This is a genomic window from Pseudomonas sp. B19125 (assembly GCF_044218855.1).
GTDB lineage: Bacteria > Pseudomonadota > Gammaproteobacteria > Pseudomonadales > Pseudomonadaceae > Aquipseudomonas > Aquipseudomonas edaphica.
The window spans coordinates 4,435,165-4,458,700 of the sequence record NZ_CP162589.1; the positions used below are offsets into that span (position 1 = coordinate 4,435,165).

Annotated in this window: 23 protein-coding genes; 10 read left to right on the forward strand and 13 right to left on the reverse strand. The window is 58.6% G+C overall.

The features are described 5' to 3' along the window. Nucleotides 1-36: 36 nt before the first annotated feature. Both AB4P96_RS19850 and AB4P96_RS19855 read right to left on the reverse strand, forming a co-directional pair. Complete coding sequence (locus tag AB4P96_RS19850; protein WP_099548717.1) at nucleotides 37-1,419, reverse strand: aspartate aminotransferase family protein; 1,383 nt, start codon at nucleotides 1,417-1,419, stop codon at nucleotides 37-39. Nucleotides 1,420-1,464: 45 nt separating this feature from the next. Further along, a complete protein-coding gene (locus tag AB4P96_RS19855) occupies nucleotides 1,465-2,304 on the reverse strand; it encodes a helix-turn-helix transcriptional regulator (protein ID WP_026013485.1) in 840 nt (279 codons plus the stop codon). Nucleotides 2,305-2,457: 153 nt separating this feature from the next. Here AB4P96_RS19855 and AB4P96_RS19860 point away from each other — a divergent pair, with 153 nt between their 5' ends. The 4 genes from AB4P96_RS19860 to argE are packed head-to-tail and all read left to right on the forward strand — an operon-like array spanning nucleotide 2,458 to nucleotide 6,053. Then, nucleotides 2,458-3,789, forward strand: a complete 1,332-nt coding sequence (locus AB4P96_RS19860; protein WP_395599972.1) for a flavin-containing monooxygenase — start codon at nucleotides 2,458-2,460, stop codon at nucleotides 3,787-3,789. A 23-nt stretch (nucleotides 3,790-3,812) separates the two neighbouring features. Further along, entirely contained in the window at nucleotides 3,813-4,223 is a 411-nt protein-coding gene (locus tag AB4P96_RS19865; protein WP_003207327.1) for a RidA family protein, read from the forward strand. Nucleotides 4,224-4,233: 10 nt separating this feature from the next. Next, nucleotides 4,234-4,911 carry a DUF1028 domain-containing protein gene (locus tag AB4P96_RS19870; RefSeq protein WP_056859544.1) on the forward strand — a complete coding sequence of 226 codons (678 nt, stop codon included), beginning with the start codon at nucleotides 4,234-4,236 and terminating at the stop codon, nucleotides 4,909-4,911. After that, complete coding sequence (argE, locus tag AB4P96_RS19875; RefSeq protein ID WP_395599973.1) at nucleotides 4,908-6,053, forward strand: acetylornithine deacetylase; 1,146 nt, start codon at nucleotides 4,908-4,910, stop codon at nucleotides 6,051-6,053. Before AB4P96_RS19870 ends, argE begins: the two co-directional genes overlap by 4 nt. A gap of 1,046 nt (nucleotides 6,054-7,099) precedes the next feature. Here argE and AB4P96_RS19880 read toward each other — a convergent pair. Then, nucleotides 7,100-8,011: a LysR substrate-binding domain-containing protein gene (locus AB4P96_RS19880; RefSeq protein WP_010171799.1), complete on the reverse strand. Its 912-nt coding sequence runs from the start codon at nucleotides 8,009-8,011 to the stop codon at nucleotides 7,100-7,102. A 250-nt stretch (nucleotides 8,012-8,261) separates the two neighbouring features. Here AB4P96_RS19880 and AB4P96_RS19885 point away from each other — a divergent pair, with 250 nt between their 5' ends. Then, a complete protein-coding gene (locus tag AB4P96_RS19885) occupies nucleotides 8,262-9,677 on the forward strand; it encodes a cytosine permease (RefSeq protein ID WP_017139661.1) in 1,416 nt (471 codons plus the stop codon). Nucleotides 9,678-9,706: 29 nt separating this feature from the next. Here the strand turns inward: AB4P96_RS19885 and AB4P96_RS19890 are convergent, their stop codons facing one another. Further along, complete coding sequence (locus tag AB4P96_RS19890; protein ID WP_099548759.1) at nucleotides 9,707-11,239, reverse strand: sensor domain-containing diguanylate cyclase; 1,533 nt, start codon at nucleotides 11,237-11,239, stop codon at nucleotides 9,707-9,709. Between the two features lie 181 nt (nucleotides 11,240-11,420). Further along, nucleotides 11,421-12,314: a LysR family transcriptional regulator gene (locus AB4P96_RS19895; protein WP_395599974.1), complete on the reverse strand. Its 894-nt coding sequence runs from the start codon at nucleotides 12,312-12,314 to the stop codon at nucleotides 11,421-11,423. Nucleotides 12,315-12,408: 94 nt separating this feature from the next. Between AB4P96_RS19895 and AB4P96_RS19900 the strand changes: the two genes are divergently transcribed. Continuing rightward, a complete protein-coding gene (locus tag AB4P96_RS19900; protein WP_017139664.1) occupies nucleotides 12,409-13,590 on the forward strand; it encodes an MFS transporter in 1,182 nt (393 codons plus the stop codon). On the opposite strand, the gene AB4P96_RS19905 is transcribed toward AB4P96_RS19900, so the two are convergent. The 5 genes from AB4P96_RS19905 to AB4P96_RS19925 form a co-directional block, all read right to left on the reverse strand. Then, complete coding sequence (locus AB4P96_RS19905) at nucleotides 13,587-14,069, reverse strand: GNAT family N-acetyltransferase (RefSeq protein WP_017139665.1); 483 nt, start codon at nucleotides 14,067-14,069, stop codon at nucleotides 13,587-13,589. The two genes, AB4P96_RS19900 and AB4P96_RS19905, sit on opposite strands and share 4 nt — an antisense overlap. An 82-nt stretch (nucleotides 14,070-14,151) precedes the next feature. After that, nucleotides 14,152-14,511 carry a hypothetical protein gene (locus AB4P96_RS19910; protein WP_017139666.1) on the reverse strand — a complete coding sequence of 120 codons (360 nt, stop codon included), beginning with the start codon at nucleotides 14,509-14,511 and terminating at the stop codon, nucleotides 14,152-14,154. Continuing rightward, nucleotides 14,512-15,486 (reverse strand): hypothetical protein, encoded by a 975-nt coding sequence (locus tag AB4P96_RS19915; RefSeq protein WP_017139667.1) that lies wholly within the window; start codon nucleotides 15,484-15,486, stop codon nucleotides 14,512-14,514. A gap of 314 nt (nucleotides 15,487-15,800) precedes the next feature. Further along, the gene (locus AB4P96_RS19920) at nucleotides 15,801-16,175 is read right to left on the reverse strand and encodes a tautomerase family protein (RefSeq protein ID WP_176991120.1); all 375 of its coding nucleotides are present in this window, start codon (nucleotides 16,173-16,175) and stop codon (nucleotides 15,801-15,803) included. 6 nt (nucleotides 16,176-16,181) lie between these two features. Beyond that, a complete protein-coding gene (locus AB4P96_RS19925) occupies nucleotides 16,182-16,517 on the reverse strand; it encodes a carboxymuconolactone decarboxylase family protein (protein WP_395599975.1) in 336 nt (111 codons plus the stop codon). Nucleotides 16,518-16,626: 109 nt separating this feature from the next. On the opposite strand from AB4P96_RS19925, the gene AB4P96_RS19930 reads away from it, so the two are divergent. From AB4P96_RS19930 to AB4P96_RS19945, 4 genes are all read left to right on the forward strand, one after another. Continuing rightward, entirely contained in the window at nucleotides 16,627-17,514 is an 888-nt protein-coding gene (locus AB4P96_RS19930; RefSeq protein WP_395599976.1) for a LysR substrate-binding domain-containing protein, read from the forward strand. 138 nt (nucleotides 17,515-17,652) lie between these two features. After that, nucleotides 17,653-18,447 carry an aminoglycoside phosphotransferase family protein gene (locus AB4P96_RS19935; protein WP_395599977.1) on the forward strand — a complete coding sequence of 265 codons (795 nt, stop codon included), beginning with the start codon at nucleotides 17,653-17,655 and terminating at the stop codon, nucleotides 18,445-18,447. Between the two features lie 86 nt (nucleotides 18,448-18,533). Further along, complete coding sequence (locus AB4P96_RS19940; protein WP_236462178.1) at nucleotides 18,534-19,499, forward strand: tetratricopeptide repeat protein; 966 nt, start codon at nucleotides 18,534-18,536, stop codon at nucleotides 19,497-19,499. 217 nt (nucleotides 19,500-19,716) lie between these two features. Continuing rightward, nucleotides 19,717-20,202, forward strand: coding sequence for a MarR family winged helix-turn-helix transcriptional regulator (locus AB4P96_RS19945; RefSeq protein WP_395599978.1), 486 nt, complete (start codon nucleotides 19,717-19,719; stop codon nucleotides 20,200-20,202). Here the strand turns inward: AB4P96_RS19945 and AB4P96_RS19950 are convergent. The 3 genes from AB4P96_RS19950 to AB4P96_RS19960 all read right to left on the reverse strand — a co-directional run bounded on the left by AB4P96_RS19950 (nucleotide 20,194) and on the right by AB4P96_RS19960 (nucleotide 23,404). After that, a complete protein-coding gene (locus AB4P96_RS19950) occupies nucleotides 20,194-20,604 on the reverse strand; it encodes an ester cyclase (RefSeq protein ID WP_017139675.1) in 411 nt (136 codons plus the stop codon). The genes AB4P96_RS19945 and AB4P96_RS19950 overlap by 9 nt on opposite strands. A gap of 231 nt (nucleotides 20,605-20,835) precedes the next feature. Continuing rightward, nucleotides 20,836-22,050, reverse strand: coding sequence for an aldose 1-epimerase family protein (locus tag AB4P96_RS19955; RefSeq protein ID WP_186618315.1), 1,215 nt, complete (start codon nucleotides 22,048-22,050; stop codon nucleotides 20,836-20,838). A 280-nt stretch (nucleotides 22,051-22,330) separates the two neighbouring features. Next, nucleotides 22,331-23,404, reverse strand: a complete 1,074-nt coding sequence (locus tag AB4P96_RS19960) for a hypothetical protein (RefSeq protein ID WP_395599979.1) — start codon at nucleotides 23,402-23,404, stop codon at nucleotides 22,331-22,333. Nucleotides 23,405-23,536 lie beyond the last annotated feature (132 nt).

Here is a 23,536-nt window from a genome sequence, read left to right on the forward strand (position 1 = left end):
CCGCCACCCGCACCTGGGGGTGGCGGGCAGGTCACTTCAGAGTTTTCCCGCGATCCGTGCGGTGCGGTCTACCGCAATGCGGGTCTTGTCGACCAGCTCATCCAGCTCTGCGCGCGTGGCCACCAGGGCCGGCGCCATGATCATGCGGCCCAGGGTCGAGCGGATGATCACGCCCTCTTCAAAGCCAAAGGTGCGGCACTGCCAGGCCAGGTCGTTTTCGTTGGCAAAGCGTTTGCGCGTGGCCTTGTCTTCGACGAACTGCAACGCCCCGAGCAGGCCTGTGCCCTGGATCTCACCGATCATTGGGTGGTTGCCGAACACGTCGTGCAGCAGTTGCTGCAAGTACGGCCCGGTGTCGTCCTTGACCTGGCGCACGATGCCTTCATCGCGCAGCGCCTTGAGGTTGGCCAGCGCCACCGCCGCCGCCACCGGGTGGCCGGAATAGGTCAGCCCGTGGGCGAACACACCGCCCTGCTCCACCAGCGCCTCGGCGATGCGTTTGCTCAGCACCAGGCCGCCCATCGGCAGGTAGCCCGAGGTCAGGCCCTTGGCGATCGACAAGGTGTCGGGTTCGAAGCCGAAGTGCTGATGGGCGAACCATTCGCCGGTACGGCCAAACCCACCAATCACCTCATCGGCGCACAGCAGCACATCGTATTGGCGGCAAATGCGCTGGATTTCAGGCCAGTAGCTTTCTGGTGGGAAGATCATGCCGCCCGCACCCTGGAACGGCTCGGCGATAAAACCGGCGACATTTTCGGCGCCCAATTCCAGAATCTTTTCTTCCAGTTGCAGCGCACAACGACGACCAAATTCGGCCGGTGTCAGCTCGCCGCCATGGGCAAACCAATACGGCTCGTCGATGTGCGCGACGTCGGGAATCATGCCGCCCATGTCGTGCATGAACTTCATGCCGCCCAACGCAGAGGCTGCCAGGGTTGACCCGTGATAGCCGTTCCAGCGGCCGATCATGATTTTCTTCTGCGGTTGCCCGACCACTTGCCAGTAACGGCGCACGGTACGGATCAACACCTCATTGGCCTCGGAGCCGGAGTTGGTGTAGATCACATGGCTGTAGTGCCCCGGCAACAGGCTGAAGAGCAGCTCCGACAGCTCGATCACCGCCGGGTGGGTGGTGTGAAAGAACATGTTGTAGTACGCCAGCTGGTCCATCTGCGCGGCGGCGGCGGCGGTCAGATCCCGACGGCCATAACCGAGCTGGGTACACCACAGGCCGGACATGCCGTCCAGGTAACGCTTGCCTTCGCTGTCCCACAGGTACAAGCCCTCGCCGCGCACCATCACACGCGGGCCTTCGGCGTTCAGCGCCTTCTGGTCGACAAACCCATGGATATGGTGGGCCGCATCAGACTGCTGGTAATCCTCGGTGCGACGGTTGATTTGGGCGGGTAGGTTCATGGTTTCTCTCTCTTATTGGTCGTGACGCAAGGGCTGGCAAGCCACTCAGCGGTGCTTGCTCATGTAACTTTCAAGCGGGTCTTTGCTCAGCACGCCCTGGGCTTCGGCGAGCGAGTCGATAAACAAGGCAAACAGTTCCGACTGCGCGCCGATATCGAGCTTGGTGTAGATGTGTTTGCGATGGGACTTGATGGTGTCTTCCGCCACCTCAAGGCGCTCGGCCAGCGAGCGGGTGGAGTGCCCACGCAAAATGAGTTGGGCAATGCGGCATTCACGCTCGGTCAGGATCGACGAGCCGAAGTTGTTCAATGCCGCGTGAATACGTTGCTCCAGCAGGTTTTCGAAGCGTGCGCCGTGGGCATCCAGGCCGACAAAATGTTTGCCCAGCACGGCCAGTACCCAAGGGGTTATGCGCTTGAATTGCGCGATGGTGGCGGCGTCGAGCTTTTGCGTAAACGCCAGGGACACCGCCAGGCTGGAGCCTTTGCTCGACTGCAGGATGTAATTGAGCTCGTCTTCGAGCTGAGAGTGGCGGTAGAACGACTGGAAGTATTCGCTCAATTCGAAGTGGTCAGGCGCAACGTCGGCCAAGGCATAGCAGCCTGAACTGACGCCTTCCACACAGGCGTCGTAAAACGGGTCGAGCAAGTAAAAGCCCGACAGGTACTGGCGCACATTGCCTTGCGGCAACCACGGCCCATCCAGCTCGAACAGTGCACTGGGCATGCCGCCACGCGGGTAAAAATACAGCGTCGTGGCCTGTATCGGCTGCACACACCCGAGCGCATCGAACAAGGCGGCAGCGAACCCCGATTGCCCGATGTTATCGGTCACCAGGGCCATCTGTTCGAACCATTGCGCAGAAGAAAGCCGGTCGTTTTCCACGTCGAAGCCTCGCTCAAAGAACTGCAAGGATGGTCACACACCCGCTCAGTCCTCGAAATCACCCGATAGGGTGAGCTTGCATCCGATATTTATGCTCACTCCAAAGCTTAATAATATTTTATTAAAAAACGCCCTCCCCCTAGCCTTGAAGCCATGCCCAAGCTGAATCCAACTGCATTACGCAAGGACAGACACATGACTCAAGCCATAACAAAAACAGACACACTGGTAGTGGGAGCCGGCCAGGCCGGTGTGGCCATGAGCGAGCACCTGAGCAAGCAAGGCGTGCCGCACCTGGTGCTGGAGCGCAGCCGTATCGCCGAGCGCTGGCGCACCGGGCGCTGGGATTCGCTGGTCGCCAACGGCCCGGCCTGGCATGACCGCTTCCCCGGCCTGGAATTTGATGACGTTGCCGCCGATGGTTTTGCGCCAAAAGAGCGCGTGGCCGATTACTTCGAAGCCTATGCCCGCAAGTTCAATGCACCGATCCGCACCGGCGTGGACGTGACCTCTGTGGTGCGTAACGTGGGCCGCCCAGGCTTTACCGTGCACACCAGCGAAGGCGTGATCGAAGCCAACCGTGTAGTCGCCGCCACGGGGCCGTTCCAGAAGCCGGTGATCCCGGCCATCGCGCCTGAAGACAGCGCGCTGCACCAGATCCACTCCGCCGACTACCGCAACCCCGCACAACTGCCCGCCGGCGCCGTGCTGGTGGTGGGCGCCGGTTCATCCGGCGTGCAAATTGCCGATGAGCTGCAGCGTTCCGGGCGCCGGGTGTACCTGTCGGTCGGCGCCCACGACCGCCCGCCGCGTGCCTATCGCAACCGCGACTTCTGCTGGTGGCTGGGCGTGTTGGGTGAGTGGGACCAGGCCGCGATGAAACCCGGCCGCGAGCACGTGACCATTGCCGTAAGCGGCGCCCACGGCGGCAAGACCATCGATTTTCGTGAGCTCGCCCAGCAAGGCATGACCCTGGTCGGCCTCACCCAAGCCTTCGACGGCAACGTCGCGCGCTTCCAAGCCAACCTGGTTGAAAACCTGGCCCGTGGCGACGAGAACTACCTGGCTTTGCTGGATGCGGCGGACGCCTACATCGAGCGCAACGGCCTCGACCTGCCCGTGGAGCCCCAAGCGCGCCGCGTATTCCCGGATGCCGAGTGCATCAAAAACCCGATCCTGGAACTGGACCTGGCCAAGGCCGGTATCACCTCGATCATCTGGGCCACCGGGTTTGCCGTGGATTACAGCTGGCTGAAAGTCGACGCGTTTGACGCCGCCGGCAAGCCGCAGCACCAGCGCGGTGTGGCCAGCGAGTCGGGCATCTACTTCCTGGGTTTGCCGTGGCAGTCGCGCCGGGGTTCGTCGTTTATCTGGGGCGTGTGGCATGACGCCAAATACGTGGCCGACCACATCGCCATCCAGCGCCAATACCTTGAATACCGCGAAACCGCACCGGTTGCTCACCCGTCGCCGGTCCTTGCCTGATCACTTTTTTCGGAGTTTTTTTGATGCCTACTCACACTCGCATCCGCATGTTCAACACCAAGGAAACCTACCCTAACCAGAGCCTCGACAACGACCTGTGCCAGGCCGTGCGTGCCGGCAACACCGTGTATGTGCGCGGCCAGGTCGGCACCGATTTTGATGGCAACCTGATTGGCCTGGGCGACCCGCGCGCCCAGGCCGAGCAAGCGATGAAAAACGTCAAGCAACTGCTCGAAGAGGCCGGCTCCGACCTGAGCCATATCGTCAAGACCACCACCTACCTGATCGACCCGCGCTACCGTGAGCCGGTGTACCAGGAAGTCGGCAAGTGGCTCAAGGGCGTGTTCCCGATCTCCACCGGGCTGGTGGTGTCGGCCCTTGGCCAGCCACAGTGGCTGATGGAAATTGACGTGATCGCCGTGATCCCCGAATAAGGAGCTGCCCATGACCTTTTCAATCGTCGCCCGTTGCGCGGACACCGGCCAACTGGGCATCGCCATCAGCTCCTCGAGCATCGCCGTGGGCGCCCGCTGCCCATGGCTGCGGCCCGGCGTGGGCGCAGTGTCGACCCAGAACATCACGTTACCGGCCCTCGGCCCGGACGTGCTCGACCTGCTGGAACAAGGCCTCGATCCTGCGGCCGCCGTCGACAAAGCCCTGACGAGCAACGGCTACAGCCAATACCGACAACTGACGGCGATTGATCACCTGGGCCGCAGTGTGCATTTCAGTGGCAGCGAAACCCTCGGCACCCACCATGCCGTGTCGGGCGAACAGTGTGTGGCGGCGGGCAATATGCTCGCCGACCGCGCAGTAATCGAAGCGATGGTGCATGCCTTCGAACACGGCGAAGGCCAGCTCGCCGATCGACTGCTGGCGGCGATGCACGCCGCCATCAACGCCGGTGGCGAAGCCGGGCCGGTGCATTCCGCTGCACTGGTGGTGGTGGGCGAACTGACCTGGCCGATCATCAACCTGCGCGTGGACTGGGCCGATGAACAGCCCATCGCCGAACTGCAAAAGCTCTGGGATGCCTACCGCCCGCAAGTGCAGGACTACATCGACCGCGCCCTCGCCCCCGACCGCTCACCGGGCTACGGCGTGGCCGGAGACGACCGATGAGCCGCAGCCGCGAACTGCTGCAGACGCTGGTGGGGTTTGATACCACCAGTCGCGAGTCCAACCTGCTGCTGATCGAATTTGTGCGCGATTACCTGACGGGTTACGGCGTGGCCAGCGAACTGGTCTACAACGAGGAACGCAGCAAGGCCAACCTGTTCGCCAGCATTGGCCCGGTGCAATTGCCGGGCATTGTGCTGTCGGGGCACACCGATGTGGTGCCGGTGGACGGCCAACCGTGGACTGTGCCGCCGTTTGCGCTGACCGAGCGCGACGGCAAGCTGTTTGGCCGCGGCACGGCGGATATGAAGGGTTATATCGCTTGTGTGCTGGCGTTGGTGCCAGCGTTGGTGAAAGCCAACTTGCGTATCCCGGTGCATATCGCCCTGTCTTACGACGAAGAAGTCGGCTGCCTGGGCGTGCGCTCGTTGCTCACGGTGCTGGAGCAACGGCCGGTCAAACCGATGCTGTGCATTATCGGTGAGCCGACCGAGCTGAAACCGGTGCTCGGCCACAAGGGCAAACTGGCGATGCGTTGTGATGTGCATGGCGAGGCGTGCCATTCGGCGTATGCGCCCTATGGGGTGAATGCGATTGAGCATGCCGCCGAGTTGATTGGCGAACTGGGGCGCATTGGCCAGCGCCTGCGCGAGCAGCAGGACCCGCGGTTTGACCCGCCGTTCAGCACGGTGCAGACCGGCGTGATTACGGGCGGCAAGGCGCTGAATATCGTACCTGCCGACTGCCGCTTTGATTTTGAAGTGCGCGCACTGCCGTCGATGGACCCGGGTGAAGTGGCTGAGGAGCTGCAAGCCTATGCCATGCAGCAGGTGTTGCCGCGTATGCAGGCCGTGAGTAAACAGAGCGCGATTCGGTTTACTGAGTTGTCGGCGTATCCGGGGTTGGTGACCGATGAACGCAGCCAGGCAGCGGAGTTGATCGCAGCGTTCAGTGGCTCGCGGGACTTCGGCACCGTGGCGTTTGGCACCGAAGGTGGGTTGTTTGATGCCGTGGGCATTCCCACGGTGGTGTGCGGGCCGGGGAGCATGGACCAGGGGCATAAGCCGGATGAGTTTGTGAGTATTGAACAGTTGGCAGGCTGTTATGCCATGCTGGAGCGCATGCTCGACTCGATCCGCGCCTGAGCCAGCTCCCCACCAAACACCACAGTTCAACTGTGGGAGCCGGGCTTGCCCGCGATGGCGGTGTATCAGGTGGCACATTTGCAGCTGGCCCACCGCTATCGCAGGCAAGCCAGCTCCCAAATTTTTTGCCCTGTGTTCCAGTCCAGGCACCGCACAACCTGTGGGAGCCAGGCTTGCCCGCGATGGCGGTGTATCAGGTGGCCCATTCTCAGCTGGCCCACCGCTATCGCAGGCAAGCCAGCTCCCACATTTTTTGCCCTGTGTTCCAGTCCAGGCACCGCACAACCTGTGGGAGCCGGGCTTGCCCGCGATGGCGGTGTATCAGGTGGCACATTTGCGGCTGGCCCACCGCTATCGCAGGCAAGCCAGCTCCCAAATTTTTTGCCCTGTGTTCCAGTCCAGGCACCGCACAACCTGTGGGAGCCAGGCTTGCCCGCGATGGCGGTGTATCAGATGGCCCATTCTCAGCTGGCCCACCGCTATCGCAGGCAAGCCAGCTCCCACATGTTTTGCCCTGTGTTCCAGTCCAGGCACCGCACAACCTGTGGGAGCCGGGCTTGCCCGCGATGGCGGTGTATCAGATGGCCCATTCTCAGCTGGCCCACCGCTATCGCAGGCAAGCCAGCTCCCACATTTTTTGCCCTGTGTTCCAGTCCAGGCACCGCACAACCTGTGGGAGCCGGGCTTGCCCGCGATGGCGGTGTATCAGGTGGCACATTTGCAGCTGGCCCACCGCTATCGCAGGCAAGCCAGCTCCCACATTTTTTGCCCTGTGTTCCAGTCCAGGCACCGCACAACCTGTGGGAGCCGGGCTTGCCCGCGATGGCGGTGTATCAGGTGGCACATTTGCAGCTGGCCCACCGCTATCGCAGGCAAGCCAGCTCCCACATTTTTTGCCCTGTGTTCCAGTCCAAGCACCGCACAACCTGTGGGAGCCGGGCTTGCCCGCGATGGCGGTGTATCAGATGGCCCATTCTCAGCTGGCCCACCGCTATCGCAGGCAAGCCAGCTCCCACAGGTGATTTTCAGTGTTTATCAGAAGGTATTCAGCCAAGGAGTCTTGCGAGTTCTTCGCGGCAGTAATCCACAAACAACTGCACCGGCTTGGTCAACGGTGCCCGTCGCAACCAGACGGCGGATAATCCTGAACCGGTGACCGTTTCCGCCAACGGCACACACACCACCTTCTGCCCGTCATAGGTGTACTCGGTAAACGGCTTGGTCACCAAGATCGAAAAGCCAAACCCGCGCCCTACCATGCCGCGCACCATCTCGATGGACGGCGAGCTGAACACGATATTCGGCGTTAACCCGCGTTCTTCAAAGATGCTCACGAAGTAGGTCCGGCTCGGCAGCACATCGAGCAAAATCATCGGTTCCAGCACCAGGTCCGCCAGCGACACCTTGGCCTGCTGCGCAAAGCGGTGATCGGCCGGCAACAACGCATAGGGCTGCTGCGGCGGCATCAATGGCGTGGTTTCGATGGTGCCGCCCAGGTCGTGCTCAAACAGCATCGCCACATCGATACTGCCGGCAGTCAGCGCCTGCACCAGCTCTTGCTGCTCGCCGTCGCGAATGCGGATTTCCACCCCAGGCCACAGCGCCTTGAACCCCGCGATCAAGCGCGGCAAATACAACGGTGCCACCGTCTCAAAGCAGCCGATATCGATCTGCCCCGCCACCACATCATTGTCGGCCAGGGCGTTTTGCTCGAACTCATGGGCTACCCGTAGCAACTCCAGCGCCTTGCGATAAAAGCGCGCGCCGCTGGGGGTGAGTGAAACGCCCTGGGCGTGATGACGGATAAACAGCTGCACACCAAAGCTGTCCTCCAGCTGCTTGATCGCGGTCGACACCGAGGGCTGGGCGATATACAGCTTGCGCGATGCCTCGGCAACGCTGCCGCACTCGGCCGTGGTGACAAAATATCTGAGCTGGCGCAGGTTATAGGCAGCCATCGGGACCTCCAGAAACGTGGGACTTCGCCCCAAACAAGTGCGTAAAAATCGGCTTTTTCACACTGATTCAAGACCATGCAACATACCGGAGCAAAAATTCCGGTGAGCTATATTTTTTAAGGTCTATAGCAACAAACTTACTAATTTACCTCCCTGCGCCCATTGCAGATGATCACTCCAACAACAAAGCGCCGCCCACGCTGCGCACAGCGAAGTACGTCAACGTACTCACCTTGCCTTGGAGTTCGTCATGGTCACCACTGCAACATCCTCCGCTCCGCTTATCGAAAAACACACGATCGGATACGTGCCCCCCGAAGACCGCCATGGAAAGGTAAGAGACCTGTTCACCCTGTGGTTCGGCGGCAACATCGCGCCGTTGCCGATCGTGACCGGCGCGCTGGGCGTGCAATTGTTCCACTTGAACCTGGTGTGGGGCATCGTCGCCATCCTGGTTGGCCACCTGGTCGGCGGCGTGCTGATGGCGCTGCACTCGGCCCAAGGCCCGCAAATGGGCATCCCGCAAATGATCCAGAGCCGCGCGCAGTTCGGCTCCTTGGGTGCCCTGCTGGTGGTGGTGATCGCCGGCGTCATGTACATCGGCTTTTTCGCCTCCAACATCGTGCTGGCGGGTAAATCCCTGCACGGCGTGGTCGACAGCGTGCCCGTGCCCGTCGGCATCGTGATCGGCGCCATTGGTTCCGGCATCATCGGCATCATCGGTTACCGCTTTATCCACGTGCTCAACCGCATCGGCACCTGGGTGCTCGGCGCCGGCATCGTGCTGGGTTTTGGCTACATCTTCACCCATGTGCAGACCACCGACTTCCTGACCCGTGGCAGCTTCAACATCTCCGGCTGGCTGGCCACCGTATCCCTGGCGGCGTTGTGGCAGATTGCTTTTGCGCCCTACGTGTCCGACTACTCGCGCTACCTGCCGGCCGACGTACCGGTGGCATCGACCTTCTGGACCACCTACCTGGGCTCCGCCCTCGGCTCCAGCCTGGCCTTTATCTTCGGCGCCGTCGCCGTGCTTGCCACTCCGGTGGGCATGGACACCATGGACGCAGTAAAACTCGCCACCGGCGCCATCGGCCCGTTGATGCTGGTGCTGTTCTTGCTCAGCGTGATCAGCCACAACGCCCTCAATTTGTATGGCGCGGTGTTGTCGATCATTACCCTGATCCAGACCTTCGCCTACCGCTGGATCCCCACCGCCAAAAGCCGCGCAGTGATCTCCACCCTGGTGCTGGCCGCGTGCGCCATTGCTGCCGTGTTCGCCTCCAAAGACTTCATCGGCCACTTCGTCGACATGGTGCTGGTGCTGCTGGTGGTGCTGGTGCCGTGGACGGCGATCAACCTGATCGACTTCTACGCGATTCACAAAGGCAAGTACGACATTGCCTCGATCTTTCGCGTGGATGGCGGGATTTATGGCAAGTACAATCCACAGGCGCTGCTGGCCTATGCGATCGGGATTGCAGTGCAGATTCCGTTTATGAACACGCCGCTGTATGTAGGGCCGATTTCCGAGCACATCAATGGCGCGGATTTGTCCTGGGTGGTGGGCCTGGTGGTGACGTCACCGCTGTACTTCTGGTTGGCCAGTCGAGACAGTGCTTATAAGCGCCGGATGGACGGCGGGAAATTGGTGAGCGGGGTTTAAGCAAACCGACTGAAGCGGGCTGGCCCCGTTCAACTGGGGTTCAATGGTGAACCCCAGTCACCAGCCCCCGTCACACACTGGTTACGACCCGCCGCCTTGGCGCTGTACAACGCCTGATCCGCCACCTCCACCAACCCTTGCAAGTCCTCCAACTGAACCCCGGTGGCCGTCGCAATGCCGATGCTTGCCGTCAGCCGCCCGAACGGGCTGGTGCTGTGCACGATGTTCTCTTGCTTCAACAGGTCGAGAATAAGCTGGGCCACCACGGCGGCGCCGTCAGCGTCGGTGTCCGGCATGATGATGCCCATCTCCTCGCCGCCATACCGCGCCACCAGGTCTAACGGCCGCCTTACGCACGCCTCGAAGATTCTGCCCACCGTCTGCAGGCATGCGTCCCCTGCCACATGCCCGTAAGCGTCGTTAAAGCGCTTGAAATAGTCGATATCGATCATCAGCAATGCCAGCGTCGTGCCCTCACGCTTGGCGCGCAGCGCCTCCCTGGCGAGGCTCTCATCAAAGCAGCGCCGGTTTGCCAAACCCGTCAGCGCATCCTTCATCGCCAGCAACTCAAGCTGCCCGTTGGAGGTGAGCAACTGCCGCTGGGTTTCACGCAACTGATCTTCAGCCTCGGTGCGCCGACGGATATCCAGGATCAAAAACCAGCCGATAAGACCGGTAAGCCCCAGCAGCCCCGCCACTACCACCGCTGACAAGAGCGCCTCGGTGCGCCACGCGGCGAGGGCTTCGTGCTTGCCGATTGCCACCGTGGTGATCAGCGGCAGCCGGTCGCTCTGGCGAAAGGCGTAGAGCCTCTCCACGCCGTCCAGGCTGGAGGTAAATGAGGCGGTGCCGACTGACTGATCAACCAGGTACTTCACATAGATGGGCGACTTGGAAAAGTTGCGCCCCATGTCCTGCTCGCGAAACGGATAGCGAGCCAGCAACGTACCGTCTGTATGGGACAAGCCAATCGCGCCGTCCTGCCCGACATCGATCTTGCCAAACAAGCGCAGGAAATTTTCGATGCCTAAGGTCACCGCCACAACACCGGCAAAATCACCCTGCGAATCATTGAAACGCCGGCTGATGGTCATCACCCATTCCTGATTCGACCGGCTGATAATCGGCGGGCCGATAAAGATCTCGTGGGAAGGATCGTCACGGTGATGAATGAAATAGGCACGGTCTGTGCTGTTGGCGCCCGCAGGAATCGGCCGGTTGGAGGACATCAACCAGTGCCCCTGTTTATCGTAGATCGTGACACCACTGAGCTGTGGCATCAGCGGCTGCTGGCGGTTGATCAATGTACTTAGCCGCTGAATCTGCACCGGGCCGCTGCCTTCGGTTTCCAGACGCTCGACCAGCCCGAGCAACAGCAGCGCACTTTGGCGCACGATGCCTTCGGAATAAGTCGACAGCGCCTGGGTAAGGTTCAGGCCATGGACGTCCACCTCCTGCAGGGCGCGATCTCGAGAGGCAAACACCTTCCAGACCGTCAATGACCCCAGGGAGCAACCGATAACGGCCAGCAAAAGCACAACCAGGTGGGTATCACGCTTCACATTGCTACCTTTGGAACCTACGGTTTTCCGTAACAGCGGACAGTGGACCTGGGCACTGGCGGCAGCCATTCGCCCTTATTCGCGGGCAAGGATACAAGCAGTTATAAACCGGCGCAGCAACAGATTATGCGCACGAGAACGGTTCATATTGCCGCGCCTCATGGCGCCCCCGAGCCGACGCTTACAGCTGATGATGCTCGAGCAAAAAGTCCACAAACAAGCGCACCCGCGCGGGCATCGCCGCGCCGCCGACGAACACCGCGTGAATCGGCTCAACGTCGCCGGGGTTCCAGGCTTGCAGCAGCGGTATCAGCTCGCCACGCCGCAGGTCTTCGCTGACGGTGAACTCGCCGATACGCGCAATACCGGCGCCCACACGCGCAAGCTGTGCCAGCGCTTCACCACTGCTGCATTCGATGTTGCCGCTGACCTTGAGGGAAAACCCCTGGCCGTCGCGCATAAACGGCCAGTTGGGTTCGGCACGCCGAAAGTTGAAGCGCAGGCAATTGTGTCGCAGTAGGTCTTCGGGTTGCTGCGGGGTGCCGTGGCGCTGCAGGTACTCGGGCGAGGCCACCACCACCTGGCCGGTTTCGCCGAGCCTGCGCGCGGTCAGCGGGCTGTCGGGCAGAAGGCCAAAACGTATCGCCACATCGGCCTGGCCGCCGAGGATATCGACCACTTCGTCGCCCAGGGTCAGGTCGACCACGATGTTCGGGTAGCGCGCACTGAAGGCGGCCACCAAGGGCACGATCGTCATACGCCCGTGGCCCAGGGCGGCACTGACCCGCAACCGGCCCCTTGGCACGCCTTGGTCGGCAATCGCCTCTTCCACCTCGTCCATGTCGGCCAGGATACGCCGGGCACCGCGCAGGAACGCCTCGCCCTCGGCGGTAAAGGTGATCGCGCGGGTGGTGCGCAACAGCAGCCGCGTGCCAAGGCGTTGCTCGGCGCGCGCGATGATCCGGCTGACCGCCGACGGCGTAAGCCCCAACGCCCGCGCGGCCGCCGACAGGCTGCCCTCCTGCGCCACGCTGGCGAATACCAACATCTCACCCGACCTGCCGTTGAAGTCCATTTGTGCCCCTTACGCAAAGGTGATTGGCAAAAACGCCATCTACCGCCTTCAAAGGCTGGATCGTAGCATTGGCGGCATAGATAAGGAGCCTTCCATGCGTATCAATCCACCCCTCGTTGCACTCGCCATGGGTGCCTTTGGCATCGGCGTCACCGAATTCGCCCCCATGGGCATGTTGCCGGGCATCGCTGCCGACCTCGGCGTCTCAATTCCCGCCGCCGGCCTGCTGGTCAGTGCTTACGCCATGGGCGTACTGCTCGGCGCGCCACTGATGACCCTGACCACCGGCAAGATCCCCCGGCGCTACCTGCTGATCGGACTGATGGCGATTTTCACCCTGGGCAACCTGATGTCCGCCCTGGCCACCGACTATTACAGCCTGATGATCGCCAGAGTCGTGACCTCACTGAACCACGGCGCGTTCTTTGGCGTGGGCTCCGTGGTCGCCGCCAGCGTGGTCGCCCCGGAGAAACGCGCCGGCGCGGTGGCCGCCATGTTTATGGGCCTCACCCTCGCGACCATCGGCGGCGTGCCGCTGGCCGCCTGGTTCGGTGAACTGTTCGGCTGGCGCACCGCGTTCTGGGGCATTACCGGCCTCGGCGTTGTAGCCATGGCCGCGCTGTGGTTCGCCTTGCCCAACCTCAAGGCGCCGCCACACGTCAGCGTGATGGCCGAAATCCGCGTACTGGGCCGTGGCCCGGTGCTGGGCGCACTGGCCCTCACCGTCATCGGCTCGGGCGCCATGTTCACCGTCTTCACCTACATCGCGCCCATCCTCAGCAGCGAAACCCACGCCTCTACCACTTACATAACCGCCATGCTCGTGCTGTTCGGCGTGGGCCTGACACTCGGCAACCTGTGGGGCGGCAAGGCTGCGGATCGCTCGATAGATCGCACCCTGATCGTGTCGCTGAGCGTGCTGATTGTGGTGTTGCTGGCGTTTACCGTGCTGATGCGCTGGCCGTTGCCCGCGGCTGTGGCCATCTTGATATGGGGTGTCGCGAGCTTTGCCCTGGTGCCGCCGTTGCAGATGCGGGTGATGGAGGCGGCCAAGGACGCGCCTAACCTGGCGTCGGCGGTGAATATCGGGGCGTTTAATTTTGGCAATGCGATTGGGGCAGCGTTGGGGGGTGTGGTGATTAATGCCGGGTGGGGGTATCCGGCGATTTCGTTGGCGGGTGCGGGGATGGCGGGGTTGGGGTTGTTGATGGTGGTGGGGTTTGCTTGGCGGTCGAGGGCGAGAGGAGTGTTAGCCGTCAATCAGGCGTCCAGCTAGCCAGCTGGGCCAATCGCCGGAACACTCCGGCGAACGTAATAATTGTCGAATTCACTGCTTTCGATGAATTGGAAACCATGGCGGATATAAAAGCGATTCGACGCGCTTTCTTTGAGAGCCCCCACTTTAATGGGGAGCGCAGCCGCATCCGCCTCTTTGAAAATCTGAGTAAGCACCGCAGACCCTACGCCGGATCCTTGCGCGCCCGGCCGCACATACAAATGGTCAAGCAAGAGCTCATTGTGGTGATGCTTGACCACTACGAAACCAACCCGCTCGCCAGATGCCTCGATGTAGCGTGTGTTGCGAGCTTCAAAACCCCCAAGAAACCGCTCGCGCGCGCGCACTGGATCAAATCGCCCAACACGCTCCAGGCTTTCACGCATGGCCTCGATTCGAATGGCGACCAGATCATCCAAATCACTTTCTTGAGCCTGGACCAACCTGATTGGGGAATTTTGATTGGGTGTGACGGGCATAGTCTGCGCTCCAGCTAGCGTCCTGGGACGGCCAGTATAGAGAGCCTGGCATTAGGTGCCCAGGTTCAGGGATGCGGGGCGGTTAGTTTTCTATGAAGAACCAGCTGATAGCCATTCCTATGATGGATACAACCGCTACGAGTAGCGGCATGACCATCCAGAACTTGAGACGTCGTGGGATTTTTTCAACGTCCCCAACCTGTACCAAATGCCGCCACTGAAACACTTTAGGGATAAGAATGATGATAGCCATGGCGACTACACGCACGTGCCGCCCCTCAAAATGAGCATTACGGAAAATATGCCTGTACCCGAGTACATAGTCGCTGTGTTGCACGTAGTGCTCTGCGGCATCGAGTTTTTTGAACATCACGTAAAAAGTGAGCGGAATGCTGAGTACCATGAGGATGAGGGAGCACGTGCCCAGATATAGCCAAGCCATTTAATTACTCACGGTCTTGTAGATAAACTTGCCTGCGCTTTCCGCCAGTCCGCTTCCGAGCGCCCCTGTAGCGAACCCACCTGCTGCACCGCCTACGATTGCACATGCCAAGGCTCCAGCACCCGCTGTAGGTATGCCAAGAACAACTACACAGGCGCTGATACCAATACCAGCCCCAATGCTCCCGCCAACTGCTGCGCCCGTAACTCCGGCTACCAATTTACCCCCTTCAACATACTTTGCCTGCGTACACTCTTGCTCACGCCCTGTGGAACACGCCTCCGTTATCTCCAGCGCCGTCGCCCCAACATCCAGCGCTATGCCAATGTAAGTCCCCTTCTTCAATATTTGCGAGGCCTTGGCTAAACGTTTAACCCTTTCCTCATACCCACGAATGTCTCCATGGTGCCAATAGCTTTTACTGGAAATCCCCAACATCTTTTTAATCGAACCTTCGTTTCTCAACCCCGTACCAAAGCGCGCCATGCCCGAGATTTGGCTATCCAACTTGGCAAACAGCGCCCTTCGCTTAACCAAAAACTCCTCCCTTGCCCCAGTGGTGCCTTTGCTCAAGTACTGCTTATGCAAACTCTCGATTTCGACAAGGGTCTTCTCGACTTGCGCCAAATGCTTGCTCCATGCACTGCTGGCACTGCCGATGCCAAGGGACGAATAGCTCAAGATAGCCTGCACCTGATCATAGTTTTTGATCAGGAACTGGTCAGTTGCGGAGTACGCCAACAGGGCGAGCTTTATATTTTGCGCCGATCGCATCAGCTGTGCCTCTTCAGCGGTGCAAGCGGCGGTTCGGCTATCCCCGATGATCACCAATTGCCCCGGCAACACCACCGTGTTGCGGATGTGCTGGTTGAGGGTGTCGAACTTGGTGTGTGAATACGGATCAAGCGCCAAGCTTAGTTTAAGCAATGGATAAGGCTGGGGATGTTCATTGATAAATGCGTAGGGTCCCTGCATGCGTGCACCTCCAAGTGGCTGAGGCGCACGACTATAAGAAGGCGCCACAGCGGAGGTAAGACGTGTATAGGGGTGTTTTTAACGTTTCAGAAACGGACCACTTCACTCTAAGTACATGCCTACGCACTGGACGCTCCGGGGCTCGCTGAGCCGTTGTTACATCGACATATTCAATGTCGATACGGGCGTGCGCGTGCCCACGGCCAATGAGCCGAAAATAGAACGTACTTGTGTGTTGGATCGGTTACCGACGCTGTAGCGTAAAAACGGGATCATATTTAACTGTGGTATGACCCCGGTTTTAATGAAAAAACCTAGTTGCCCCGCCCTCCCCCAAACGACCACTCATCACCGGCCGTCGTGGCGATCACCACCATCACGTCTTCCGCGTTCAACCCCGTCGCCCGCCCCAATTTCTCGACCAGATCACGGTAAAAATGCTGTTTAGTCGTAACACTTCGAGCACGCCCGGCAGTAATCGCGATCAGCACAAAGTCATGGCTACGCGGCCCACCCAGATAGTGGGGATCGAATATCAGCTCGCCGACCTCATGTTGGTGAATGACCTGGAAGCGATCTGTCTTCGGCACTTCGAAGCTCTCGACCAAAGCGTCGTGCAACCCCTGCGACAACGCCTGTAAATACTCGGCCGACTTACCTCGGTGCAGTGAAATCCGTGCAAATGGCATCAGCGCTTACTCCTGGCGTGCTGAAAGGCAAAGCTGTAGTTCGCTCAGCACATTCAGCGCCGAAGCAGCCGTCGGCCAACCTGAATAAAACGCCAGATGGGTGATGACTTCGGCCAGTTCGTCGGCACTCACGCCGTTATCCAGCGCTCGTTGCAAATGAAACGGCAGTTGCTCAAGACGGTACATCGCCACCAGCGCAGCCACCGTCACCAAACTGCGTTCACGGGGCTTGAGTTGCGTACGCGTCCACATGTCGCCGAACAATACGTCGTCGGTCAACTCGGCAAACTTCTGCGGATAGTTGCCCTGTGGCTCTCCCCCAGTGGCCATAGCTGTATTCATGATGTTTTTCCCTTCAATGTCCCGATCTGAAGGATGAAATTATCAAGTCGCAACCCTTCCGAATATCAGATTTAATGGCACCGATCATCCGGAATTAGTGGACTATTGAATGCGCCGCCCCACCTTCGATCTTGATGTATTGCGCACCTTCGTCACGGGTGTGGAGTTCAACAGCTTTGCCAAAGCTGCGGATCGTCTCGGTCGGTCGACGTCTGCCGTGAGTGCTCAGTTAAAGAAACTTGAGGAGCAGATAGGCACGCCGGTACTGGCTAAGTCCGGGCGCGGGCTGGTCTTGACCCCCACAGGCGAATCACTGCTGAGCCATGCCCGCCGGTTACTGGAGTTGAACGACAGCATTTTCCACAGCGTGCATCAAAGCCAGACCGCCGGAACCCTGCGCCTGGGGCTTCAAGAGGACTTTGGCGAACATTTCCTGAGCGATATCCTGCGACGCTTTGTACAGACTTACCCGAGGGTGAGCCTCGAAGTCAGGATCGCCCGTAATGCCGAACTGCTGACGCTGATCGAAAGTGCAGCCCTGGACCTGGCCCTGACCTGGGACACCGGGCCTATGTCGCCCTATGCCACGCGCCTGGGCGAAACACCGATGCACTGGATCGGGCCGCGCGATACGCCATTGCTGACCGCCGCTGACGACTCACCACTGCCCTTGATAATGTTCGACGCGCCTTGCGTACTCCGCAGCGCCGCCACCCAGGCGCTGGACGCCGCGCAAATACCCTGGCACATCGCCCTCACCAGCCCCAGCGTGGCGGGTATCTGGGCAGCCGTCGCCGCCGGGTTGGGCGTGACGCTGCGTACCCGCATTGGGCTGCCGAGCCATCTCAGTGTGGTTTCTGGCTTACCCGTCGTGCCAAGCCTTGGTTATGTGCTGCACAGCGGTGGCAGCGAGCCCACTGCGGCTGCCCGACAATTGGCTGCTTTGATCAAGGCGGGGCTGCAAGAACAGGCGTTTCGGTTCACGGTTACGCAATAATCGAAAGTACGTAAGGGCTCAGTTCGAGTGATGTGGATGGGGAGCGTAATTGGGCAGAATCGGCCAAGAGCAGACATTTAGACTTACGCCCCCGTCATTCATAATGATTGTTCCAGTAAGAGCGAGAATTAAGCGCTGATGTTTGATCAATACTTGAAACGATGGGCGTTGACGATCGACGGTGACGCTTTCGGCTCATTGAATGGCAACCTACTACCTGTTCGTCACCATGGCATGCCAGCCATGCTCAAAATCTCGCAAGAGCCGGAGGAGCAAGCAGGCAATTTACTCATGGCTTGGTGGGACGGTGAAGGGGCGGCGCCCGTGCTGGCACATGATGGCGAGGCCTTACTGATGGAGCGCGCGATCAGCCCGATCTCACTTACGCAAATGGTGAACTGCGGCGAGGACGACGAGGCTACTCGCATACTCTGTGCTGTGGCTGGCCGCCTTCACACACCCCTTGCAAAACCGCTTCCTGCGTTAGTCCCACTGGAGCTACGGTTCGAAGCCTTATGGAGCGCGGCGGCAACCCACCGAGGGATCTTTGAACAATGCGCCAAAACCGCTCGCGAACTTCTGGATGCCCCGCGTGACATCAGGGTATTGCATGGTGATATCCACCACGGCAATGTGTTGGACTTCGGAGCTAAGGGGTGGCTCGCTATCGACCCTAAGGGACTCTACGGTGAGCGCGGCTTCGATTACGCGAATATTTTCTGCAATCCCGATTGCAAAAGCGCTTTGGCGCCAAGTTGTTTCGCGCGCCGGATCGGTATCGTGACACAAGCCTCCAACATTGATCGCCACCGATTATTGCAATGGGTGCTTGCCTGGGCCGGATTGTCAGCAGCCTGGATGCTCGAGGACAACATGGAGCTGGATACCCCCATTGGCGTGGCAAAGCTTGCAGCGTTGGCCCTGGACTTGTGACTTTTACGGCCGGGCACGGCCAGCATCATTTTTTGTCAGTGATGGGTTGGTTGTGCCCGTTCTCCGTTTCAAACAAAAGGACTTCCATGCACATTCGTGGGCTCAAAGCGCTATTAGCGTTACCACTGCTCTTCATCATGTTTTGTGCTGAAGCTGCCTCAGTAGTGGCGAGCGACAAAGTAGTAAGCCTTTTCGAGGCGGAACAATACCAGGCGACCATTGAGGAAGCGGACCGCGTGCTTGAAACCGACCCCGACAACTCCGAGGTATTGAATATCAAGGCGCTGGCAGTCTACGTGCTGGGCGATGACCGCACCGCGATCCACCTGGTCACCCAGGCAATAGAGGCGGCCAAACAAAACGGGCAGGCATCCATCGCGCAACAGGCGACCTACTGGAACAACCTCGGCTATTTTCACGAACGACAACGCAATCTCGAAATTGCTCTTGGCTACTATGAAAAAGCCTTGAAAATGCGCCTCGCGGTACTCGCCGCAGATGACCTGCAGATTGCCGACAGCTACAACAACATCGGTACCGCGCAGAGCAAATTGGGCAGGTATGAAGAGGGTTTCGAAAACCTGCGCAAAAATATCGCGTTAAGAAAGCGGCTGGGAGAACACGACGCTTCGGTAGCCACCGCCCTGAACAATCTGGGAAACGCCTATAACGTCCAGGGCAACCACAAGGCCGCGTTGCCGCTTTTTCAACAAGCACTGGATATCGACATGGCCCTGCGTGGCCCCAACCATCCAACGGTCGCCATCCGCTGGAACAACCTCGGCGACGCCTATCGCGGCCTGGGCCAGTACGACAAAGCTGAAGCCTTTTTGACTAAGGCCCTGAACAGTGACCGCGCAACGTTCGGAGAGAACCACCCCAAGGTGATTTTGCGCTACTTCAACCTTGCAAGAGTTTATGAGGCTCAAGGCGACACCGCCAAGGCGCGCGATGCGTATACAAAAGCGCTTCAGCTACTCAGGCAGGTCGACCCCGATGATGCTGCGCAAATTCGCTACTTCGAGGAAAAACTGCGAACGCTGGAAGGCTAGTGCAGGAGCGACTGCGGGAGGTCTTCGGCAACGTCAATTCACTCGGTAATGTCGGCAGCCCCCAACAATCGGTGCTTACGCCTCGGTCGGTTACGGCCCATTGTGACTGGCTGAAACCGGCCCAAAAGCAGTCGTTGACGATGGACAGCTCCTGATCAGAAGCGGTCATTCTGAACTCATGTATGCTCGTCTGCTCAACCACATCTGAGAAAGCCCATTGACCTCCCCTTCAGAATCTCCCAATCATCACTCTGCTTCTTTTGAAGAGACCGTTGAACAGTTAGCCGAAGATCTGCGAAGAGTAGTCGGCAATCTTGTCCGGGAAGTGCGCAGTGGGTCGGACACACCGTCCTCGGCACAATCTGAAACGCTAGGTTTGCTTGACCGTCATGGCCCCGCGAGCATAAGCGCGCTTGCTGCACATCGTCACGTCAAGCATCAAAGCATGCGGCTGGTTATCGCCCAGTTGGAGCAGCAGCAGCGGGTTACACGAGGTCCTGATCCGAGCGATGCACGAAAGCAGCTCTTTGAGCTGACGCACGCTGGTCGAGCTGCGCTTGAACACAGTCGTCTTCAGCGCAGTGACTGGCTGGCACGCCAGCTTAAGGAAAAAACCACCGCGTCACAGCTGCAAACACTCGAAGCTGCGGTCAGAATCCTGGAGCAATTGATTGCCGCCGCCCCAAACGGTCAATCAACCTGAGCGCAAAGCCGCCAGCACACTCGGCAACGAATTGACGCCCCAGTGCTCGACATATTGGCCGTTGCGGATGCGAACGATGTCGATGATATCAATGGACACTGCACGTCCCGTTGCCTGTATACCGGCAATCACCCCGGAGTGGCGGCCGGTAATGCGCTTTCGGGTCGTCACCTTGTCGTCTTCAGCAACCTGATCCAGCACCTCGACCTGGAGGTCGGACAAGCCCGGATGCAGAACATTGTGAAAGGTATGCCATAGACCTTCCCGACCGCCGTCTTGCCCCGCCGCCGCTGAATGGTTTATGAAATCTTGCGCCACGAGCACTTCAAATTCGTGGCGGTCGCAGTTCTCAATAACCTTCTGATTGAAACGACGGACGATAGCTTTGTTCACTGCTGACATAACGCCACCTGATGCTTGAATGCGTAGAATCCCGAATATATACAGTTAGACTGTACATATCCAGAGCATCAGTGAGCGCTGTCCGGTGACATCCGCAGGGCATTGATCTATTGCTGCCAGTCGCAGGCCCAAGGTCGCGCGCTCGCGGGCGGACCTTGAACAAGCCAACGGAATCAGACGCGACACTTGGCCGAGGAGCTGCAATATCGGCCGACAATGCTCCAGCCGGTGTCACTCCTTGGTCAGATCAACCAACGGCGTCTGCCGCACTTCAGTCTCCCGCCCATCCTGAATCTCGCTCACCTGCTTCAAGGCCTTATCCACCGCGGCCTTATCCGCTAACAAGCTGTAGCTGATGCGGAACTGCTTGTGTTCCTTGGGCCCAATTGTCGGAACCAGGTTCAGTGGCCGCTGGTAACGGCGGTTGTAGGAAAAACTTGTCCCCGGCTCCAGCCCCGTGACATAGCCCTGGCCTTGGGTATCGGTGTTTTTCCACAGGGAAAACACCGGCAGTGTCTGGGTATTGAAGCCGACCGAAACGCCCAGGCTGCCGGCCTTGTTATGCAACACGGTCAACGTATCGCCCTTGGCATCGGCATACGGCACCACGTTGTAAACCGTTTCGTCGTAGTCCTTGGTCGGTGCGCGGTAGGTTTGCCAGTCGGGCAGATCGCCCTTGGCCTTGTCGTTGAACGGCGACACCTGTTTCACCGGCGCGACGAAACGAGCGCCCTGCTCCAGGAACGGGGTGCTGAAGTTGCTGTGATACAGCGCCTGGTATTCCTTCGGATAGTCGCCGTTGTTGGTCAGGGTATCGTTGAGCGCGAACACGACGCTGCCGGGTTCGGTGACCAGTTCGGTCGCGACCGAGAAGTCGACCTTCTTGAACGCCTGCTCTTTCAATTCGCCGCGCAGGGTGATGGCGTACGGTGGTTTTTCATCGATATGCAGGGTGACTTTGTTCGCAGGAATGTTGGCGGCGCGACCGTGCAGGGTCAGCAGTTCGCCGTTGTCGACGCCGGGGTGGCCGACCCATTCGTAGCCGCAGCGGGCGACCAGTTCATTAAAGCCTTCCAACCAGCCCAGACCACCGCGGCCATTGAGTTCAATGAAGGACGGATTGACCACTTCCTTGACCGGAGAATCCCAGCCCATGCGCACACTGCCGACCGAGGCCTGCAAGACGTTCATGCCGCGAGTCGGCACTACCGAGAGCTTCATCGTGCCGTTATCAATGTCGACGATGCTGACGCCCTCCTGGCGACCGCCGTGCAAGGTGCGCAGGGCAACGCTGAAGGGCTTGTCGGTTTTTATCCCGAGTTGCTGGCTGGTGATCTGCCAGCTCTGGGCGGCTTTGTCGGTGTCGAGCAGAACGTAATCCCAGGCCATGGCGTGGGAGGCAGCGGACAGTGCGCTGAGGGCAACGAAGAGTTTGAGCGGGGTCATGGCGACAGCCTTTCTTGGAGTTGTGCCATTTTTATAAACTTGATGAAACGTTTCAGCAAGCTAAAAAATTGACTTTACTCCGACGAGGTTGGCAGCGGGCAGTGGGCGTAAGGCAAGAAACGGTAATGTCGTTGATAGCCGCTTGCGGCCCTTCGTTACGGTCAGCAATCGGCCAGAAGCGGTCAGTCATGAACGGTTGTTATCGACCCATAGCAGACGCTCAGCGGTATCCAGGAAAGTCAGGGTGATTCAAACGATAACCTTTTGCGGGCTAGTACTTTTAATTGTTTATATACACATCTGTTAAAAAATCACCAATTTGTTTTCCCGCTTTCTCGGAATACCAAAAATCGAAGTTGTCGTCGATCACGCTAAATTCAATGGGAGGGGTGTCGGATTTTATAATTAATGATATAAGTTGGTTGCCCAGGAATTTGAAATTGTCGACAAATACAAAGCAGGCCCAGTTCAGTCTAGAATTGCGTGATGGGTTATGTGGTTCGGTAGCGCGATTAAGGAGCGGTGGAATTTCTATCATCTCATGGCGAGCAATCTTATCATCGTAGTCACCCTGTGGTGATACTGCTTGAAAGCGAAGTTCGTCTTTGGAGTAAGTCTGGCTTATTATTAGTCTTGGATTGCCAATTTTTAAGAACCCATTCAGTATGTTGACATTGTGGAAGACAAAATTTGACGTTATTTTTTGGAACTTTCCATCGTAAAAAGCTGCGATCTCATATCCGCCGCCAAAAAACTCAAATATACTTTCCGCACCGCTGCCTTTCCTAAATTCGGCATTCAACAAGTGTGCAACTTGAGTTAGGGCTAGTGAAGCGCCGCGCGCGCATATGTCATCTATTTTTGGTTCTTTTAACGCCATTTCCTTTACAATGCCAATATACTCTTCAATGACAGAGGCGCCTGAGCCTGCGTAATGAACTTCGCCCAGAGTGGGGCATTCAAGCTTGTGGCAATCGAAACCAAAGGTCTGCATCTTTTCGTTTTCGTATATAGCTCCTACGATCGAAATTTCATCTGAGTCGCACTTGACGAAGATACGTTCAATTATTCTTTTTGTTATTTTTATTCTTTTTGATAGCTTGCTGATTCGCATAATGAATACACGAGCATGCAACTGGCTTCCTGCCCAGGCCAATGCGCAATAATCCGATACAATACAAACTTTCTGTGACGATTTGTGAATCCCCCAAGCGCCTCCAAAAAAGTCTTCCATGTTGCCTAGGGTAGGGAGACTGGTTCTTGGAGGTTTTTCCTCATTAACAGGACCGTTGATAAGAATATCTCCGATTACGATGCCACAACCGAAATGATTGTATGAGGCGATGACAGTCATCAGTAACTCCTGTTATTGCATGGTGTGAATGGATTTAAATTTCTGGTTTATATAAATTGAAAGTTGCGTAAAGAGGTTTGGTGTCGGTCGTTCCCTGTGCGCAACTTTCAAAGTGGAAATTGTTCCAAGAGT

Excerpts from the sequence above, each read along its gene's own strand:
- AB4P96_RS19960 (WP_395599979.1), bottom strand. The coding sequence starts at position 23,404 with ATGACTGTCATCGCCTCATACAATCATTTCGGTTGTGGCATCGTAATC.
- AB4P96_RS19865 (WP_003207327.1), top strand. The coding sequence starts at position 3,813 with ATGCCTACTCACACTCGCATCCGCATGTTCAACACCAAGGAAACCTAC.
- AB4P96_RS19885 (WP_017139661.1), top strand. The coding sequence starts at position 8,262 with ATGGTCACCACTGCAACATCCTCCGCTCCGCTTATCGAAAAACACACG.
- AB4P96_RS19955 (WP_186618315.1), bottom strand. The coding sequence starts at position 22,050 with ATGACCCCGCTCAAACTCTTCGTTGCCCTCAGCGCACTGTCCGCTGCC.
- AB4P96_RS19910 (WP_017139666.1), bottom strand. The coding sequence starts at position 14,511 with ATGGCTTGGCTATATCTGGGCACGTGCTCCCTCATCCTCATGGTACTC.
- AB4P96_RS19905 (WP_017139665.1), bottom strand. The coding sequence starts at position 14,069 with ATGCCCGTCACACCCAATCAAAATTCCCCAATCAGGTTGGTCCAGGCT.
- AB4P96_RS19920 (WP_176991120.1), bottom strand. The coding sequence starts at position 16,175 with ATGCCATTTGCACGGATTTCACTGCACCGAGGTAAGTCGGCCGAGTAT.
- AB4P96_RS19880 (WP_010171799.1), bottom strand. The coding sequence starts at position 8,011 with ATGGCTGCCTATAACCTGCGCCAGCTCAGATATTTTGTCACCACGGCC.
- argE (WP_395599973.1), top strand. The coding sequence starts at position 4,908 with ATGAGCCGCAGCCGCGAACTGCTGCAGACGCTGGTGGGGTTTGATACC.
- AB4P96_RS19950 (WP_017139675.1), bottom strand. The coding sequence starts at position 20,604 with ATGTCAGCAGTGAACAAAGCTATCGTCCGTCGTTTCAATCAGAAGGTT.
- AB4P96_RS19940 (WP_236462178.1), top strand. The coding sequence starts at position 18,534 with ATGCACATTCGTGGGCTCAAAGCGCTATTAGCGTTACCACTGCTCTTC.
- AB4P96_RS19915 (WP_017139667.1), bottom strand. The coding sequence starts at position 15,486 with ATGCAGGGACCCTACGCATTTATCAATGAACATCCCCAGCCTTATCCA.
- AB4P96_RS19935 (WP_395599977.1), top strand. The coding sequence starts at position 17,653 with ATGTTTGATCAATACTTGAAACGATGGGCGTTGACGATCGACGGTGAC.
- AB4P96_RS19895 (WP_395599974.1), bottom strand. The coding sequence starts at position 12,314 with ATGGACTTCAACGGCAGGTCGGGTGAGATGTTGGTATTCGCCAGCGTG.
- AB4P96_RS19930 (WP_395599976.1), top strand. The coding sequence starts at position 16,627 with ATGCGCCGCCCCACCTTCGATCTTGATGTATTGCGCACCTTCGTCACG.
- AB4P96_RS19900 (WP_017139664.1), top strand. The coding sequence starts at position 12,409 with ATGCGTATCAATCCACCCCTCGTTGCACTCGCCATGGGTGCCTTTGGC.
- AB4P96_RS19925 (WP_395599975.1), bottom strand. The coding sequence starts at position 16,517 with ATGAATACAGCTATGGCCACTGGGGGAGAGCCACAGGGCAACTATCCG.
- AB4P96_RS19850 (WP_099548717.1), bottom strand. The coding sequence starts at position 1,419 with ATGAACCTACCCGCCCAAATCAACCGTCGCACCGAGGATTACCAGCAG.
- AB4P96_RS19870 (WP_056859544.1), top strand. The coding sequence starts at position 4,234 with ATGACCTTTTCAATCGTCGCCCGTTGCGCGGACACCGGCCAACTGGGC.
- AB4P96_RS19860 (WP_395599972.1), top strand. The coding sequence starts at position 2,458 with ATGCCCAAGCTGAATCCAACTGCATTACGCAAGGACAGACACATGACT.